Genomic DNA, 16,879 nt, shown 5'->3' with positions numbered 1-16,879 from the left:
TCTCAATCTCCAAGCAGATAAAGACCCGGATAAAATATATGCATTGCAGACAAAAGTCAATCCATTACCCATGGATTTTTCCGATCCTCAAGGAAAGATCTTGCCCGGATTCAACAGGCCGGAGGGATCGAAAAGCTGCTTGATTTTTCTTTGTATGACCAGGGAAGCGGGATCCAGTTCCCGGTCGATATGATCCCGTTTCATGATGCCCACCCCGTGTTCGCCGGAGAGGGTGCCTTCCAGTTGCAAAACCAGCTCGAAAACCCGATCCAAGGCCAAGGCGACGCGGGGGGCCTGGGCAGGGTCAGCGGGATCGGTGAGCAGATTGACATGAATGTTGCCATTGCCCGCATGTCCGAAACTGACGATGGGCACCGCGGTTTCCGTCGCGATGCGGGCCAGACCCGCCACCAGGGGAGCCAGTCGGGTGACGGGCACCACCACATCCTCGTTGACGCGCCGGGGGGCGATGCGGGTCAGGGCGGGAGAAAGGGCGTAACGGGCGGACCAGAGACTTTTGGATTCCGCCTCGTTGGCCGCCACCACCGCCTCCAGAGGCTCGAAGGCCAACAACCGCTGCTGAAGCGCCCGCGCCTTGCGATCCACCTCGTCTGCCTCCCCCTCCACCTCCGCGAGCAGCAAAGCCCGCCCTTCGGGATGGCAGACGATGGCGGCATCACTGTCTTGCAATAATTTCAAAGCCGCCGGATCGAGAAACTCCAAAGCCGAAGGGGGTTCCCCCCGGCTCATCACCCCGGCGACCGCCCGGGCAGCCTGCTCCATGTCGCGGAAGGAGGCCCGCAGGGTACGACGGGCTTCCGGGAGGGGGGCCAATTTGAGAATGGCTTCAACCACCACTGCCAAAGTCCCCTCGGAGCCGATGAGCAGTTGGGTCAGGTCATAGCCCACCACGCCTTTGGTGGTATACCCCCCGACCCGCAGGGTGGAACCATCGGCGAGCAGCACCGTCATGCCCAACACCCAGTGACGGGTCACCCCGTAGCGCACCGCGTTGGGACCGGCGGAACACATGGCCAGATTGCCACCGATGGTGCAGGATCGGGCCGAAGAGGGATCCGGTGGCCAAAACAGGCCATGAACCGCGAGTTGTGCCCGCAGGTTCCCGTTGACCACCCCCGGTTCCACCACGGCCAACCGGTCTCCGGGCCGGATGGATACAATACGGTTCATCCGCTGGGTGGAGAGGATCACTCCCCCCTGTACCGCCAGTCCGCCCCCCACACAGCCGGTTCCGGCCCCTCTGGGGACCACCGGAATTCCGGCCCGATGACACACCCGCAACACCTCGGCCACCTGTTGCCGCGTTTCCGGCAGGGCCACAGCCCAGGGGACAAAACGACGACCGGTGTTGTCCCAGGCATAGGCTTCCCGCTGGGCCGCTCCGGTGAGCAGCCGTTCCTCCCCCACCGCTGCGAGCAAAGCGGCCCGGACTGTTGAATCCAGCTCAGAAACCGGATTCAACGGGGGCACCCGGTTTTTTCGGAGTCAGGGAGCCGGAAGGCGGCGCCACCACCGGAGTCGGCACCCCGGAAGACGAAGACGCGGCAGGTCGGGTGGTGGTTTGCGGCGGTTTGGTGGCATCCCCGGCTCCCCCCATGCGGGCCGGCGGAGGGGAACCGGCTTTCTTGTCCGGTCTGGGTTCGGTTCCGGGGGCGAGGGGCTGGGATCTGGGATCGATCTCGATGTAAGAAACCACCTCCCTGACTCCGCTCACCTGACGGGCAATCTCCACCGCCCGGTTGCGTTCCGCCGCCGACTGGGCGGTACCGGTCAGATAGACCACCGCCTTGGTGGTTTCCACATGGATATCCAGACCTCGCACCTGCTCGTCGGCCAGGATGCGAATCTTGACTTCGTTGGTGTACCAGGCATCCTTGGTGAGTTCTCCGAAGGTGGCGTGTTGCACCTTGAGTTCCGAGTGAACCTTGACCACGCCACGGGTCGCCTTGGCAATGGAAATCGCACTGTCGATTTCCGCCTGGGAAGCGGCGGTTCCGGTGAGCAGCACCGCCCCCTGATAAACCGATACATTGATGTTGGCCGCGCTCACCTTGTCACTGCGCATGTAGTAGCTGCGCAATTTCATGGCGAGCATGTTGTCCTCGATGGCGGCCTCCGGACTGCGCCGCTCCCCCAGGATTCCGGAGCTGGCCGCCCCATTGGACGAATCCGTGGGCACGCACGCCGCAAGACCCAGCATGGCCACCAACGGCATGACCCCCCACATAACGCGCGAACGGTTCATCGATCAACACTCCTCAATGGTCAACGTGCATGGACATCCATCTATCAAAAACCATCACTCCCAACCGGGTCGAAAGGCGTCGGCGATCACCTCGGTGCGCCAGCGCCACCCTTCGCGCCACAGCAACACCGCGTCGAACCGGCACGGACAACCGGACAGTTCGGGATGAATCCGCAGATACTCGACAGCCAATCGGGCGAGGCGGGCCTGTTTGCGGGCGTCGATGGCCTCTCCCGGTTCTCCGCACAGCGGGCCACGACGGGCCTTGACTTCACAGAATACCAGAATCTCCCCATGTTTGGCCACCAGATCCAGTTCACCCCGCGAAAAACGCACATTGCGTTCAAGAATCCGATAACCCAATCGATTCAGGTTGCGGGCCGCCACCCCTTCAGCCAACAGACCAAACGCCTTGGTATCCATATTTTACGCTTGCGCTTTCCCCTGGCATGGAATTTTTTTTGTGGATTAATTTCACTGCTTGGTTATGATGGTTCTCTTGATGAAAGATCCGGTCCGCAAATGATCTAAAGATAAAAGATAGAGGACAACACCATGCTCAAGGCTGCCGACCGTTGGAGAATAGCAAAATCACCCGCCGGACAAAATGTTTTCTCCCCGTGGCTCGACACCCCTGCCCCCGAGGCTCCCGGCACCGAACGCAGCGTGGCCCCCATGCGGCCCGCGCCGTCGAGTTGGGTGGAAAACCTGCGTGACGAGAGCCGATTCCAGCCCCTGACCCGACCCGGATCCGGCAACACCACTCCCAAGCCCTGGAAAAGCCTTGCCCCGGTCCGCCCCTCCCCCTCTTTGGAAGAGATGCTGACCGCCGTGGAAGAGGCGAACCGGAACGAAACCGACAAACCGCTCGCAACACCGCTCGAAACCCAACCGGTCCTCCCGGAAAACACCCCTGCGGTTCCGGAAGCCCTCGCGCCCTTGTTTCCGGCCCGGCAATGGATCTATTCGGATCTGGTGAATCGGGTCTTCGGCCACGGCGGCGACACCCCCGCGCCAGCCCGGGAGTCTGCCCGCCTGCCGGCCCCGATTCCGAACTTGCCCGCGCCGCTGGAACGGTCCGCAGTCACGGTGCCAGCCATCATTCCCCTGCCCGCACCGGCAGCGACCCGTCACACCCCGGATCCGGCCCAGGTGGACGCCCTGCTTCCCGGCATGCTCCACGCCCTGGCCCAGGCCCTGATCGAAGCGGCGGACACCCACGCCCAGGAAACCAAGGAAGAGATCCCCATCAACGCCACCCTCCACGCCCAGGCCCACGACTACGCTCTGGCGCTGATCGATCAAGCCCGCGCCCTGATCTCCCAAACCCTGACCATGGCCAACGATCTGGCCGAACGGGCCAATGACTGACGGGGAGAGAACCCAGGCGGAGTGATTTACCGGGGATCCTAAGGGTTCAGAACATATCCTACTCCCGCCGCCGCGCCAGTCCCAAGGCATACAGCTCCGAGGCCGAACGCCCGGTGCGTTCCGCCACCAGTCGGGTGGCGTCCCGGAGTCCCAGACCGCTTTCCAAAGCCTGATCCAGCAAAACCGCCACCTCCTCGGGGGATGGAGGCACGAAGGCGGCACCTTCCAGCAATACCACGATCTCCCCCCGGGGCGGTTCGGCGCCAAACCGGGTGACCAGTTCGGCGATGGTGCCGCGATGATAGGTCTCGTACAGTTTGGTCAGCTCCCGGGCCACCACCGCGACCCGCTCCCCGGCCCCGATGGCGGCCAGATCCGCCAGGGTGGCCTCCAGACGCTGGGGGGACTCGAAAAAAATCACCGTGCGCTCTTCCCGAACCAAAGACTCCAGCCGTCGTCGCCGATCCATGCCCTTGCGGGGCAGAAAACCCTCGAAAACAAATCGCTCCCCGGCAAAACCACTGGCGGACAAGGCCGTGGTCACCGCCGACGCCCCGGGCAAAGCCTCCACCGGCACCCATGCCATGGCCCCCCGCACCAAAGAGCTGCCGGGATCGCTGATGCCCGGGGTTCCGGCGTCGGAGACCAAAGCGAAACGGGCACCGCCACGCAACTCCTCCACCAGACCGGGAATCAGTCGGGCCGCGTTGTGGTCGTCGAAATGAAAGACCGGCGTGCGGATGCCATGATGATCACACAAGATGCGCGTGCGCCGGGTGTCTTCGGCCAGAATGCGCCCCACCTCCCCCCCCAGAATGCGCAAGGCGCGCAGGGTGATATCTTCCAGGTTGCCGATTGGCGTGGGAACGATGTACAATTTTCCAACCAAAGCCGTGCGCTCTTTCATGGACCATTATCCCAATGATTGCTCCGATCAAAACCCATGGCCACACCCCTCGTTGCCCATGGCACCTTGCGTGGCTGACAGCCCTGCTGATGGCCGGTACGTTTCCCGCCCACGCCGGCCCGGTGGAATCCCCCTGGCAACGCCTGATCCAGGAAACGCTGAATGCCCCGCAACCCTCCCGGGACAAAGCCACGATTGTCAGAATTCCACCCGCGCCCACCACTCCCGAACAGATCCGCGAGGCGCTCCTGGCCCTGGAACCCCTGGAACGCAAACAACTCCAGACCCTGTTGTCCCGACAACCCGCCTCTTCGCCCCTGCTGCCTTTTGTGAACCTGCTCCTCGGGGACCGGGCGGCGGCGGCGGGAGACGAGGCGGAAGCCCAATCCCTGTGGAAAAAAGCCGCCCTCAACCCGAGCCTCAACCCGGAAGCCATGCGGCGTCTCTCCCAGGAAAACCAGGAGCAGTCCGGCATCACGGCGGGTCTGATGATCCCCATGAGCGGCGCTTCGGCCTCCATGGGCAACACCCTGGTGATGGCGGCCCGCAAGGCCTTGGCCGATCATCGGGATGTCAACCTCCATCTGGAGGTGGCCGACAGCGGCGGCAGCGCCGAATCCGCCAAAGCCGCCGTGGAAAATCTGGTCTCCCGAGGCAGTCAGGTCATCATCGGACCGGTCTTTCATCCCGAAGCCGTCGCCGCGGCCAAGGCGGCCAAGGCGGCCAACATACCCATCATCACCCTGAACCCCAGAACCGAAATCCTCGCCGTCGGGGGGTCGACCCATCTCAACGCCTTTCACCCGGATGCCCAGGCCCGGGTCATGGCCCGTTACGCGGTCCAGCAGGCGGGATTGAAGCGGTTCGCCATTTTGGCGGCGGACTCCGACTATGGACAGCTCCAGGCCCAGACCTTCGCCAACGAGGTGGTGGCCCTGGGGGGAATCGTCAACCGTTCGATCCTCTTTCCCGAAAAAGAGACCGATTTTTCCAACGCCCTCAAAATGCTGGTCAGTCTGGATCCGGAAGCGGTCAAGGGGCGTCTGACCTCGGCCCGATCCGCCATGCTGCTGGATCCCCTGGACCGTCCCGCGCCCCGCTCCGAAAAAGAACTGGAACCCTTGATCGATTTCGACGCGCTTTTTCTGCCGGCCACCGCCAAACAGGCCCGCATGATCGCGCCCCAGGCAGCGCTTTTCCAGATCCGCACCCCCCAGATTGCCTTGCTGGGCACCTCTCTTTGGAACCGTCCCGAACTCCTGGAAGAGGCCGATACCCTGGCGGGAGCCACCTTCTGCGACATCAACATGGATGCCCGGGAGCAGTTCGGCGCCGCCCACAAGAAAATTCTCGGCGTGGCCCCGGTTCCAGCCCTTTCCATGCTCACCTACGACGGCATCGCCATTCTGGCGCAACTGCTGCGGGATCAACGCCTCGGCGGCCCGGAGTGGCACCAGGGCCTGACCCGTGACAACAACTTCCACGGCAGCGCCGGACCGGTCCGTTTTCTGCCCGACGGCAGCAGCGAACGATTTTATCACCTCTACCGCGTCCAGGAGAGAAAAATCGTGCCCCTGGACCTGCCCGCGCAAAACGGCGCTCCGGATCCGGGGCGCGTCGGCCACGGCAATCAGGAAGAGACCGGACTGCAAGAAGCCGAACCCGAAACACCATCCCAGGATCTCCCGGCCTCCTCTGGAGGGGAATCCATCAACACCCCCTTACCCTCAACCAGGGAGTAGCCCCCATGTCCGCCACCGCCATTTCCATTCCCCCGGCCAGCTCGATGCGGCTTTACAAATCCTCGGAACCGGTCAACCGTCCGGATCACCGCAGCGGCAACCATGCCGCGGATAAGGTCGATCCCAACAAGTCCTCCAAAACCGCGACCAAAGAGTCAGCCAAAGAGTCGATCAAAACCGCGGCCAAAGAGTCGGCCAGAACCGCCAAAGAGTCATCCAACGCTTCCAGGGAGTCGGCCAGAACCGCCAGGGAGACCGCCCACGCCGCCAACACCGCCAAAGAGTCGGCCAAACTCCCCCCCAAAAGCCAACCGGCACCCCGGGCCGCCGACTCTTCCGCTTCGCAACGGCTCGACGTGGTGGCGTGACGGAATCCCGCGGCCATTCCCGGGCGGACAGAGAGACGGCCAACACGGATCCCTTTGTCAACGCGACCCTGTGTACCCATTGCGGCTACTGTCTGCCGGTCTGCCCGACCTACCAGAGCGACAACGATGAAACCCACTCCCCACGGGGACGGGTTTCCATCATTCTGGCTCTGCGGGCCGGGGCACTCACCGCCGAAGAGGCCTCGGAAACCCTCTCCCGCTGTCTGCTGTGCCGCGCCTGCCATGTGGCCTGCCCCGCCGGAGTCAAACCGGCCAAACTGGTGGGACATCTGAGAGGACGAACCGGTCTGGCTCCGCTGCCCCTGGCCCGATGGTTCCACCGCATCACCAACCATCACGCCCGCACCGCCCGGGCGGCGGGCTGGCTGGCCCGCTATCAGGCCTGGGGACTGCAAAAGCTGGTGCGTCGATTCCGACTGTTGCACAGGATCGGCCCGTTGCGACGACTGGAGGCTTTGCTCCCGGAACACCGCTCCGACCCCATTCCGACCTTTCCCGCCCCCCTCCCCCCGGCCCGAGACCCGCCCCCGACCCGGGTGGCCCTGCTGTGCGGCTGCATGGCCCGACTGTTTCATCCCCGCACCGGCCCGACCACGGCCAATCTTCTGGCTTTGGCGGGCTGTACGGTGATCGTGCCGGAAGGCTTCGGCTGTTGCGGCGCCCCCTACCGGGAATCCGGAGATCGCAAAGCCTTTCAGAAACAAGCCGCAGCCACTCTGGAAGCCTTCGCCCGACAGGCGGCGGACGTGGATTTTGTGCTGTGCGACAGCGCCATCTGCACGGTCACGGTGAAAGGATACGCCCGCAATCTGGGTCATCATCCCCAACTGGGCCAGGCCGCCAAAGAACTGGCCGCCAAGGTGATCGATCTGGCCACCTTCCTGACTCCCCGTCTGGCCCAACAGGGCATCGTTTTCGGGAACCCCGAAGGACAAACCGTGGCCTATCATGACCATTGCCAAACCCGATTCGGGTTGGGTATAATAGCGGAACCCAGAAAGTTGCTCGATGCGCTGCCCGGCGAACGCCACGAACTCGTCCCACCGGGTTCCATCGGCGCCTGCTGCGGTGCCGGAGGAGAGTACATGCTGCGTCACCCGCAACAGGCCCAAAACGTCCGCGCCGCCAAACTGGAAACCATCGCCGCCAGCGATGTGGATCTGGTGGTGGCCAGCAATGCCGGCTGCATCCTCCATCTGGAGGCGGGTCTGCGGGAAGCCGGCTCCCGGACCAAAGTGCGCCATCTGTCCGAAACACTCTGGAGCGCTTATCTCAACCGTCCCATCAACCCGAGAGAGATGCCATGAAAACCAGATATCCCTACCTGCTGCCGATTCTGCTGCTGATTGTCGGCCTAGCCATCGCCCTGCCCCCCATCGAGGCGGAAGCGGGTCGTTTCGGCGGCGGCAATTCCATGGGTTCCCGGGGCTCCCGCAGCTTCTCCACCCCCCGTGAAGCCACCCAACGCTCCAACCTCTCCCCATCCAACCCCAGCCCCTCCATGGCCACCCCCGCGCCCTCCCGACCCTCCGGCTTCGGAGCCGGTCTCCTGGGGGGAGTCGCCGGATTCATGCTCGGGGGAATGCTCGGCTCCATGCTGTTCGGCGGCGCGGGCGGCGGCATCGGCTTTCTGGAAATCCTGCTGATCGGTGGCGTGATCTGGTTTCTCGTCAAACGGTTCGGCGGATCCCGCACCCCGGCTCCGACCCCCATGACCGCCACCCCTTTCCCGGCTCAAGGACCAACTCAGGGACGGGTCTCCCTGGAAAAAACGCCTTTGGACTCCTCCTTCCAGGATCTGGGCAACACCGGTTTTCAGGGCAATCCATTGCCTCGCACCTTCTCCGCAGACGGCGAAATCGACGAAGTGAGCCGGGGACTGGCCCAGATCGCCCGCATGGATCCGCAATTCGATGAGGAGCGTTTCCTGACCGGGGCCAAAGGGGCCTATCAGATGATTCAAAGCGCCTGGAGCGACTGGAGTGTGGATCGTCTGCGTCCTTTGCTCACGGACCGGATGTGGTCCATGATCGAACGCCACGCCCAGGAACGTCAGGCTGCCGGTCGCCGGGACATCCTGGAGAAAATCCAGTTTCACGTCGCCGAGGTCTCCGAAGCCTGGCAAGAGGCAGGAGAGGATTGGATCACGGTCCACTTTCAGGTGCAAATGCTGGAATACGAAACCGATGTGGCGGGTAACGTGCTGAAAGGCGACTCCAGCCGCCCCATCATGGCCGAAGAGTATTGGACCTTCTGCCGCCCTGTGGGCTCCAGAAATCCCAACTGGTACCTCTCGGCCATCCAACAACCCGGTGAAGTGGCCAGAAGCGTTCAGTGAACCCGATTGCACCCTTTTCAGACTCTCGGCTGATGCCGCGTCTTTTTCTGGTGTTCCTGCTGTTCTGGATGGCGGGCTGCTCCAGCACGACGCCGGAAAACAAGGTCACCGAGGAGAACAGCCTGACCCAGATCTCCTGGAATCAGGTGGCCAAAGTGCTCAACCACGACAAGGAACTGGCCTCCTGGGCCGATGCCCTGGAGGCCAGCGTCGGCTATTACGCCGGTCTGGATCCGGAAAGCCCGATCCGCTTCGGACCACGGACCTTCCGCGCCGCGACCCTGTCCGAGGCCTGCAAAAGTCTGGCCCAGTCGGCCCGCTCCATGGATCCCGTCGCGTTCCAGGAGCATCTCAAAAAGAACTACCTCCTGTTTCACTCCGTGGGCAGCGATCAACAAGGAGAGGTGCTGGTCACCGCCTATTTCGAGCCGTTGCTCAAGGGTTCCCTCACCCAGACCAAAACCTTTGCCCATCCCATCTATCGCCGTCCCCACACCATGGTCGAAGCCGATTTGTCCCAGTGGTCTTCCGAATTCAAGGACAAGAGGATCGTGGGACGCATCGAAAAAGGCAGACTACTGCCCTATTATGATCGGGCGCGCATCGACCAGGACAAAATTCTCAAAGGCAAGAATCTGGAACTGGCCTGGGTGGAAGATTATGTGGATCTCTTTTTCCTCCACATCCAGGGATCGGGTCGGGTGCAACTCCAGGATGGATCCACCATACGGGTCGGTTATGCCGCCACCAACGGTCAGCCCTACCGTTCCATCGGCGCCTTGCTGATCGAAGAAAACCAGATCTCCAAAGAAAACATGAGCCTGCCCGCCTTGCGTCAATGGCTCAAGGACAACCCCAAGCAGCGTGACCGGGTTTTGTTCTCCAATCCTTCCTATGTTTTCTTCCGCAAGCTCGAAGGCGGTCCTTTCGGCAACATCGGCGTGCCCCTCACCGGGGAACGCTCCATGGCCACGGACGCCAATCTCTTCCCCAAAGGCGCTCCGGGATTGCTTTATGTCACCATGCCGGAGTTCGGCGAGGATGGGGCGGTCACCAACTGGAAACCCACGTTGCGTTTCACGGTCAATCAGGACACCGGCGGAGCCATTCGCGGACCGGGTCGGGTAGATTATTTCATGGGTTTCGGAGAAAAAGCGTTACGCACCGCCGGAATCATGAAACAACGGGGTTCCTCTTTGTATTTCATCGCCCCCCGCCCGCCGGACGAGCCCAATGGCATGTTCCAATGGCTGAGCGATTGGTTCAACAAATAATTCCTCACCATTGAAAACAAAGAAGGGGCCTGGGGAATTCATTCCCCAGGGTTTTGGTTTTTTTGGTCTTTTGGTTTGAAAAATCAAAACCCTGGAGGATGAAGCCTCCAGACCACCTCTTCTTTTTCAATAGTTTTTGCTGGTTTGAATCCTGGAGACCATTCATGCGTTCCGTTGGCCGAATTCATCTGGCGGTTTTTCTGATGGGGTTATGGTTCTCCGCCCCGGTTCATGCCATCACCGAAACCTATCAACAGCCTTATCTGGGCATCAGCGACACGTTCGGGCGTTGGAACGGCACCATCAACTGGAGTTACAACCCGACTGGCGCGCCGACTCTGTTCAAAGACAACAGCAAGGTCGTCTCGTTGATGCAAGAGGTGATGGCCGAATGGGAAGGGGTGAGCGGGGTGAAGTTCTCCCATCAGGGGGTCAACACGGCCTTGAAGGATGTCAGCACGGATAATGTGGTGGCGGTCATCTGGGGCAATGCCAATGGGGCGGCGGCCATGGCGGGTCCATCCCGTTCCTACTCCACGGGAAGCGATACCACCTTGGGATATGATCCTTACACCGATGGCAGCGTGGTGATTTCCGACAGTTTCGACTGGACCGAAGGCAGTCAGCTTTCCACGGCCCAATCCGAGGCGCTCTTCAAAAAAATTCTGCTGCACGAAGTGGGTCATCTGATCGGACTGGGGCATTCGGACAATCCGGTTTCGATCATGTACGCCAATCCTTACAACAACATCGGCCATCTGATGGCGGATGATATCGCGGCAGCCCTGGCGCATTATGGTGCTTCGGCCAATCCCGTCACCGCTGCGGTTTACACGCCGCCCACGAGTTCCAAGACGATTTTCAATTCCAGTTCACTGTTTTTGAACTCTTCGGGAGCCTCCAAGTCGGTCACCACATTGACGGATTCCACTGCGGACAGTGACGTTTTGTATATCAGTCTCTCGTTCAACGGGAGTTTTTCCAAAACGGTGGAGATCATTGTCACGGATCCATCCGGTTATTCGATTCAGGAGACCACGGCTTCGCTCAGTTGTGCGGCTTCTTTCATTTGCAGCAGCTATCAAAGTATCGGGTACACGGATATCTTGAAAAAGGTGACCGGAGTCTATCATGTTTATGTGGTTGCCGACGCGCAGCAGGTCGCGCATCAGACCTTCACGGTGAGTACGAATCCGGTCTGGAACCGTCCACCGAGCGCGTCGCTTGTGATGAGTGCCACTTCCGGGCAGGCGCCGTTGACGGTCAGCGCGACGGTGACGGCCACGGATCCCGAGAGTGACACGGTATCGATGACGTGGCACATTCCTGGTGTGGGATCCGTTCCGGTGACCAATTTTTCGGGATCCGCCACCCGTTCCATGACGTTCAGCACGCCGGGTGAGTATGTGATGTATGTGGCGGTGAACGACAACAGTTCCCGATATACCGGCAGTGGGCAGAACAGTCCGGCAAGTCAGGCGGGGGATGGGCCGCGATTGGTGTTGCGTCAGGTGATTACGGTGACGAGTGCGTCTGCGACTGCGTTGCCATTGGATGTGGACAAAAGCGGAAAGGTGGATGCGACGGACGGGGTATTGATTTTGCGGCGGTTGAACGGGGGATCGACCATCAACACCGGGATCGTTTTGCCTTCCGGTCAAAGCAACGACACGGTGGTGACGACGATTGACGGGTTGAGCGGAACGTTGGATGTGGACAAGAGCGGAAAGACGGATGCGACGGACGGGGTATTGATTTTGCGGCGGTTGAACGGGGGATCGACCATCAACACCGGGATCGTTTTGCCTTCGGGTCAAAACAACGACACGGTGGTGGCGACGATTGATCAATTATCGGCCCAGTAGCGCCGAATCCAACAAAACCATTGAAAAAAAAGCGGGGGTCTGGGGGATTCCTCCCCCAGGGTTTTGACTTGTTCTTTTGACGTTATCCTTGAATCAAAACAAAAAACAAAAAACAAAATCAAAATCCTGGGGGAAGAATCCCCCAGACCCCTTCTTTTTTTTCAATAGTTCCCAGACTTCAGGCTTCCAACTTTCCCTTCAACAATCCATTCACCACCCCCGGATTGGCCTTGCCACGGGTGGCCTTCATGACCTCTCCCACAAAAAATCCAAGCAACTGCACCTTTCCGGCTCGATACTGCTCCACCTTGTCCCCATGAGCCGCCAGAATCCGATCCACCTCCGCCTCAATCGCTCCCGAATCGGAAACCTGTACCAATCCCTTCTCTTCAACAATCTTCTGAGGATCCCCCCCGCCTTCCCACATGTGCCCAAAAACCGTCTTGGCAATCTTTCCGGAAATCACCCCCTCGTGAATCATGCGGGTCAAGCGCCCCAACGCCTCACCCGCCACCGGGGATTGACCAATCTCCATCCCCTCCCGGTTCAACCGACCCAACAACTCCACCGTCACCCAATTGGCCACAGCCTTGGGATCCGCCGGACGGGCCGCCCCCACCGCCAACTCGAAATATTCCGCCATCTCCCGATCCGCGGTCAACACCCCGGCATCGTACTCACCCAAACCATATTCACTTTGAAACCGTACCAGCTTCGCATCCGGCAACTCCGGCATGCTGCCCCGAATCGCCTCGATCCGCTCCGCCGTGATCACCACCGGAGGCAGATCCGGCTCCGGGAAATAACGATAATCGTGAGCCTCCTCCTTGCCCCGCATGGATCGGGTATGATTCTGATTGGCATCCCAAAGACGGGTCTCCTGAATCACCTTCTCCCCCGCCTCCACCAGATCAATCTGACGCTCCACCTCATAATCAATGGCACGCATCACATTGCGAATCGAATTCAAATTCTTGATCTCGGCACGGGTACCCAAACGACTCTCCCCCAAACGCCGCACCGACACATTGGCGTCACAACGGAAAGATCCCTCCTCCATGTTGCCGTCACACACCCCCAGATAACGCACCAGACTGCGCAATTTCTTGAGGAAAGCCCCGGTCTCCGCAGCGGAACGCAAATCCGGCTCGGTGACGATCTCCAAAAGCGGCGTGCCGGTACGGTTCAGATCCACCCACGAAGCCCCCTGAATCCCCTCATGCAGACTCTTGCCCGCGTCCACCTCCATGTGCGCCCGGGTGATGCCAATCCGCTTGCGGGAAGCCCCCTCCGGCTCGATCATCAACTCCCCATGCTCGACAATGGGCAACTCGAACTGGGAAATCTGATAACCCGCCGGAAGATCGGGATAAAAATAATTCTTGCGGGAAAATTCGTTACGCACCCGAATCTCCCCTTTCAAAGCCAAACCGGTCATGATGGCCATGTCCAGCACCCGTTTGTTAAGCACCGGCAACACCCCGGGAAACGCCGCGCAAACCGGACAGATCTGGGTGTTGGGCGCGGAACCGAACCGGTTGGCACAGCCGCAAAAGATCTTGGAACGGGTGGCAAGCTGGGTGTGAATCTCCAGCCCGATGACGGTTTCATAACGGGAGTCGGTGCTCATGGCGATATTCCGGGTGTGACGGTGTGCCAGTCGCTGGCCTGTTGATAGGCATGCCCCATGGTCAGAATGGCGGACTCGTCCAACGGACGACCGATCAACTGAAAACCGATGGGCAACCCTGCGGCGTCGAAACCGCAGGGCAAGGAAAGAGCCGGCAATCCAGCCAGATTGACGTTGATGGTGAAAATGTCCGACAGATACATGCTGACCGGATCCTGATTTTTCTCTCCCAACTGAAACGCGCTCTCCGGAGCGGTCGGGGTGAGAATGACCGACAGATCGTGATCCCGAAAAGCCCGGGAGAAATCATCGGCAATCAAGCGACGCACCCGCTGGGCCTTGCGGTAATAGGCGTCGTAATAGCCGGACGAAAGCACATAAGTCCCCAACATGATGCGCCGCTTGACCTCGGGACCGAAACCCTCGGCACGGGTGCGGGCATAAAGATCCTTGAGATCCTTCGGCTGATCACAACGATGCCCGAAACGGATGCCATCATAACGGGCCAGATTGGAAGAGGCCTCCGCCGGGGCGATGATGTAATAGGTGGGAATGGCGTGCTGGGTGTACGGCAACGAAACGGGAACGATCACCGCCCCCAATCCCCGATAGACCTCCAAAGCCGTCTCGATGGCGGCACGGGCCTCGGGATGCAAGCCGGTGCTGAAATACTCCTCCGGCACGCCGATGCGCCACTCCCGGACCGGGCGATCCAAAGCGGCGACATAATCGGGCACCGGGGTATCGATGGAGGTGGAATCCAAAGGATCATGACCCGCCATCACCTGCAACAGCATGGCCGCGTCCCGGATATCCCGGGTCATGGGGCCCGCCTGATCCAACGAGGAGGCGAACGCGATCATGCCGAAACGCGAAACCCGTCCATAGGTGGGCTTGAGACCGGTGATGCCGGTCATGGCCGCGGGCTGACGGATGGATCCCCCGGTATCGGTGCCGATGGCCGCCACACACAATCCCGCCGCCACCGCCGCCGCCGACCCGCCGGAAGAGCCTCCGGGGGTACGGGAAGTGTCCCAGGGATTGCGCACCGGACCAAAATAAGAGGTCTCGTTGGACGATCCCATGGCGAACTCGTCCATGTTGGTCTTGCCCAGGATCACGGCTCCGGCGGCGCGCAAACGGGCGGTGACGGTGGATTCGTAAGGGGGGATGAAGTTTTCCAGCATGCGGGAGGCGCAGGTGGTACGCAACCCCTCGGTGCAAAACAGATCCTTGATGGCCATGGGAATGCCGGCCAAAGGTCCGACCTCGCCACGAGCGCGGGCCTGATCCGAAGCGGCGGCGGTCTGCAAGGCCCGGTCGGCGTCCACGGTGATGAAGGCGTTCAAGGTGGAATCAAGCTGCTCGATGCGGGTCAGACAGGCGCGGGTCAACTCCACGCTGGAGACCTCCCGCACGGCCAATGCTCGGGCGGCTTGAGCCAGGGTCGGGATGGGGGCGTCCACGTTGAGGGGTATCCTTGGATGAGGGATGGATTATTCGATGATCTTGGGCACGCGGAAACACCCTTCGGCGGAATCCGGAGCATTGGCGAGCAGCGCATCCCGCCGGTCCTGACAGACCACCCGATCCTCACGCTCCGGAATGGTCATCTCCACGGCGTGGGACATGGGAGCGATCCCCTCGGTGGGAATGGCGCGCAACTGCTCCATCAATCCCAGAATGCGGGAAAGCTGACCGGCATAGGTCTGAAGCTCTCCGGGAGTAATCTCCAGGCGGGCCAGGGTGGCCACATGACGGATGGTCTCTTCGGTGATGGACATGGGACTTGTAAGCTCAAAAACACCGATGGGTGAATCGACAATACGAAGAAGGATCCAGCAAATTAACACGCCTCAATCCGAACTGGCAAGGCGCGGGATCGACAAAGTCACAGGTGGGAGATGTACCACTCCATGGCTTCCGCCAGTCCGGCGGCGATCCGGTGGGTGGGTCGATAGCCCAACCGCTGCTCGGCCTTGGAGATGTCGGCCAGGGAATGACGCACATCCCCGGAACGAAAATCACGGTAGATCGGCGCCGCCCCTCGCAGATGGGGAAAACGGGGCGCGAGACAGTCCAAGAGGTGATGATACAGGGCGTTGAGGGTGGTGCGATCCCCCACGGCGACGTTGTAGACCTGATTGACCGCCTCCGGATTTTCCGTGGTGGCGGCCAACAGATTGACCTGAATCACATTGTCGATGTAACAGAAATCCCGACTGGTCTCCCCGTCGCCGTTGATGTGGACCGCCTTGTCCTGGATCATGGCGGCGATCCATTGGGGGATCACCGCGGCATAGGCCCCGGAAGGATCCTGCCGACGACCGAAAATATTGAAATAACGCAGTCCGATGGTCTGAACACCATACATCCGGGAGAAAAGCTCGGCGTAGATCTCGTTGACCAGCTTGGTGACCGCATAAGGGGAGAGGGGTTTGCCGATCTGATCTTCCACCTTGGGCAACTGGGGATGATCCCCGTAGGTGGAACTGCTGGCGGCATAGACAAAACGTTTGACCCGGGCATCCCGGGCGGCCACCAGAATGTTCAAAAAGCCGTCGATGTTGCTTTGATTGGTGGCAATGGGATCCGCGATGCTGCGGGGAACCGATCCCAGCGCCGCATGATGCAACACATAATCCACCCCGACGCACACCTGCTGACAGGCTTCCTCATCGCGCAGATCCCCCCGCACCAGTCGAAACCGGCTCCACTGTTCGGCTGTCAGCAGGGATTGGACATCATCCAGATTTTTTTGATAACCGGTGGAAAAATTGTCCAGGCCGACCACGGACTGATTCAGTTGCAGCAGCGTCTGTAGCAGATTGCTGCCGATGAATCCAGCCACACCGGTCACCAGCCAGGTTGCCGGTCGGGTGACGAGCGTATTTTTCAAGGATTCGTAGGTGATCATGTCCAATGGCGGCTCAATTTCCGTCCATGTTTTCGATTCGAGGGATCCCGGTCCACAACCCAAAACAAAACAGCCAGTACAGCCATGGAGCCGTTCGTCTGCGACTGTTTTGACAATCTGATTGTTGCTCAACCCGTTGTCAAGGCGTATCGATGGGCGGACTGTATGAACGGTTACAAA

The 16,879-nt window shown here is 60.6% G+C and carries 15 protein-coding genes; 7 read left to right on the top strand and 8 right to left on the bottom strand.

The window, feature by feature from the left end; all coding sequences use genetic code 11:
* Nucleotides 1-87: 87 nt before the first annotated feature.
* Genes HQL98_13135 through HQL98_13125 form a run of 3 tightly spaced genes read right to left on the bottom strand, consistent with a single transcriptional unit; the run spans nucleotide 88 to nucleotide 2,689 of the window.
* Nucleotides 88-1,482, bottom strand: coding sequence for an FAD-binding protein (locus HQL98_13135; GenBank protein ID MBF0272989.1), 1,395 nt, complete (start codon nucleotides 1,480-1,482; stop codon nucleotides 88-90).
* The gene (locus HQL98_13130) at nucleotides 1,466-2,266 is read right to left on the bottom strand and encodes a BON domain-containing protein (protein MBF0272988.1); all 801 of its coding nucleotides are present in this window, start codon (nucleotides 2,264-2,266) and stop codon (nucleotides 1,466-1,468) included. Before HQL98_13130 ends, HQL98_13135 begins: the two co-directional genes overlap by 17 nt.
* A 54-nt stretch (nucleotides 2,267-2,320) precedes the next feature.
* Nucleotides 2,321-2,689: a YraN family protein gene (locus tag HQL98_13125; GenBank protein ID MBF0272987.1), complete on the bottom strand. Its 369-nt coding sequence runs from the start codon at nucleotides 2,687-2,689 to the stop codon at nucleotides 2,321-2,323.
* A 132-nt stretch (nucleotides 2,690-2,821) separates the two neighbouring features.
* On the opposite strand from HQL98_13125, the gene HQL98_13120 reads away from it, so the two are divergent.
* Nucleotides 2,822-3,637, top strand: a complete 816-nt coding sequence (locus HQL98_13120) for a hypothetical protein (protein ID MBF0272986.1) — start codon at nucleotides 2,822-2,824, stop codon at nucleotides 3,635-3,637.
* Between the two features lie 58 nt (nucleotides 3,638-3,695).
* On the opposite strand, the gene rsmI is transcribed toward HQL98_13120, so the two are convergent.
* Nucleotides 3,696-4,526, bottom strand: a complete 831-nt coding sequence (gene rsmI, locus HQL98_13115; protein ID MBF0272985.1) for a 16S rRNA (cytidine(1402)-2'-O)-methyltransferase — start codon at nucleotides 4,524-4,526, stop codon at nucleotides 3,696-3,698.
* A 32-nt stretch (nucleotides 4,527-4,558) separates the two neighbouring features.
* Here rsmI and HQL98_13110 point away from each other — a divergent pair, with 32 nt between their 5' ends.
* The 6 genes from HQL98_13110 to HQL98_13085 all read left to right on the top strand — a co-directional run bounded on the left by HQL98_13110 (nucleotide 4,559) and on the right by HQL98_13085 (nucleotide 12,152).
* The gene (locus tag HQL98_13110) at nucleotides 4,559-6,286 is read left to right on the top strand and encodes a penicillin-binding protein activator (protein ID MBF0272984.1); all 1,728 of its coding nucleotides are present in this window, start codon (nucleotides 4,559-4,561) and stop codon (nucleotides 6,284-6,286) included.
* 5 nt (nucleotides 6,287-6,291) lie between these two features.
* Nucleotides 6,292-6,654, top strand: a complete 363-nt coding sequence (locus HQL98_13105; protein MBF0272983.1) for a hypothetical protein — start codon at nucleotides 6,292-6,294, stop codon at nucleotides 6,652-6,654.
* Entirely contained in the window at nucleotides 6,651-7,982 is a 1,332-nt protein-coding gene (locus HQL98_13100; protein ID MBF0272982.1) for a (Fe-S)-binding protein, read from the top strand. Before HQL98_13105 ends, HQL98_13100 begins: the two co-directional genes overlap by 4 nt.
* Complete coding sequence (locus HQL98_13095) at nucleotides 7,979-9,013, top strand: Tim44 domain-containing protein (GenBank protein ID MBF0272981.1); 1,035 nt, start codon at nucleotides 7,979-7,981, stop codon at nucleotides 9,011-9,013. Before HQL98_13100 ends, HQL98_13095 begins: the two co-directional genes overlap by 4 nt.
* Nucleotides 9,014-9,045: 32 nt before the next feature.
* Entirely contained in the window at nucleotides 9,046-10,287 is a 1,242-nt protein-coding gene (locus HQL98_13090; GenBank protein ID MBF0272980.1) for an MltA domain-containing protein, read from the top strand.
* 164 nt (nucleotides 10,288-10,451) lie between these two features.
* Entirely contained in the window at nucleotides 10,452-12,152 is a 1,701-nt protein-coding gene (locus HQL98_13085; protein ID MBF0272979.1) for a matrixin family metalloprotease, read from the top strand.
* 178 nt (nucleotides 12,153-12,330) lie between these two features.
* Here the strand turns inward: HQL98_13085 and gatB are convergent, their stop codons facing one another.
* From gatB to tviC, 4 genes are all read right to left on the bottom strand, one after another.
* A complete protein-coding gene (gene gatB, locus HQL98_13080; GenBank protein ID MBF0272978.1) occupies nucleotides 12,331-13,782 on the bottom strand; it encodes an Asp-tRNA(Asn)/Glu-tRNA(Gln) amidotransferase subunit GatB in 1,452 nt (483 codons plus the stop codon).
* Complete coding sequence (gatA, locus tag HQL98_13075) at nucleotides 13,779-15,236, bottom strand: Asp-tRNA(Asn)/Glu-tRNA(Gln) amidotransferase subunit GatA (GenBank protein MBF0272977.1); 1,458 nt, start codon at nucleotides 15,234-15,236, stop codon at nucleotides 13,779-13,781. Before gatA ends, gatB begins: the two co-directional genes overlap by 4 nt.
* Nucleotides 15,237-15,278: 42 nt before the next feature.
* The gene (gene gatC / locus HQL98_13070; protein ID MBF0272976.1) at nucleotides 15,279-15,566 is read right to left on the bottom strand and encodes an Asp-tRNA(Asn)/Glu-tRNA(Gln) amidotransferase subunit GatC; all 288 of its coding nucleotides are present in this window, start codon (nucleotides 15,564-15,566) and stop codon (nucleotides 15,279-15,281) included.
* 107 nt (nucleotides 15,567-15,673) lie between these two features.
* The gene (gene tviC / locus HQL98_13065; protein ID MBF0272975.1) at nucleotides 15,674-16,699 is read right to left on the bottom strand and encodes a Vi polysaccharide biosynthesis UDP-N-acetylglucosaminuronic acid C-4 epimerase TviC; all 1,026 of its coding nucleotides are present in this window, start codon (nucleotides 16,697-16,699) and stop codon (nucleotides 15,674-15,676) included.
* Nucleotides 16,700-16,879: the final 180 nt, after the last annotated feature.

Source organism: Magnetococcales bacterium (assembly GCA_015231755.1).
GTDB lineage: Bacteria > Pseudomonadota > Magnetococcia > Magnetococcales > Magnetaquicoccaceae > Magnetaquiglobus.
The sequence above is the reverse complement of the archived record's forward strand: the minus strand, read 5'-3'. Positions and strand labels throughout refer to the sequence as shown.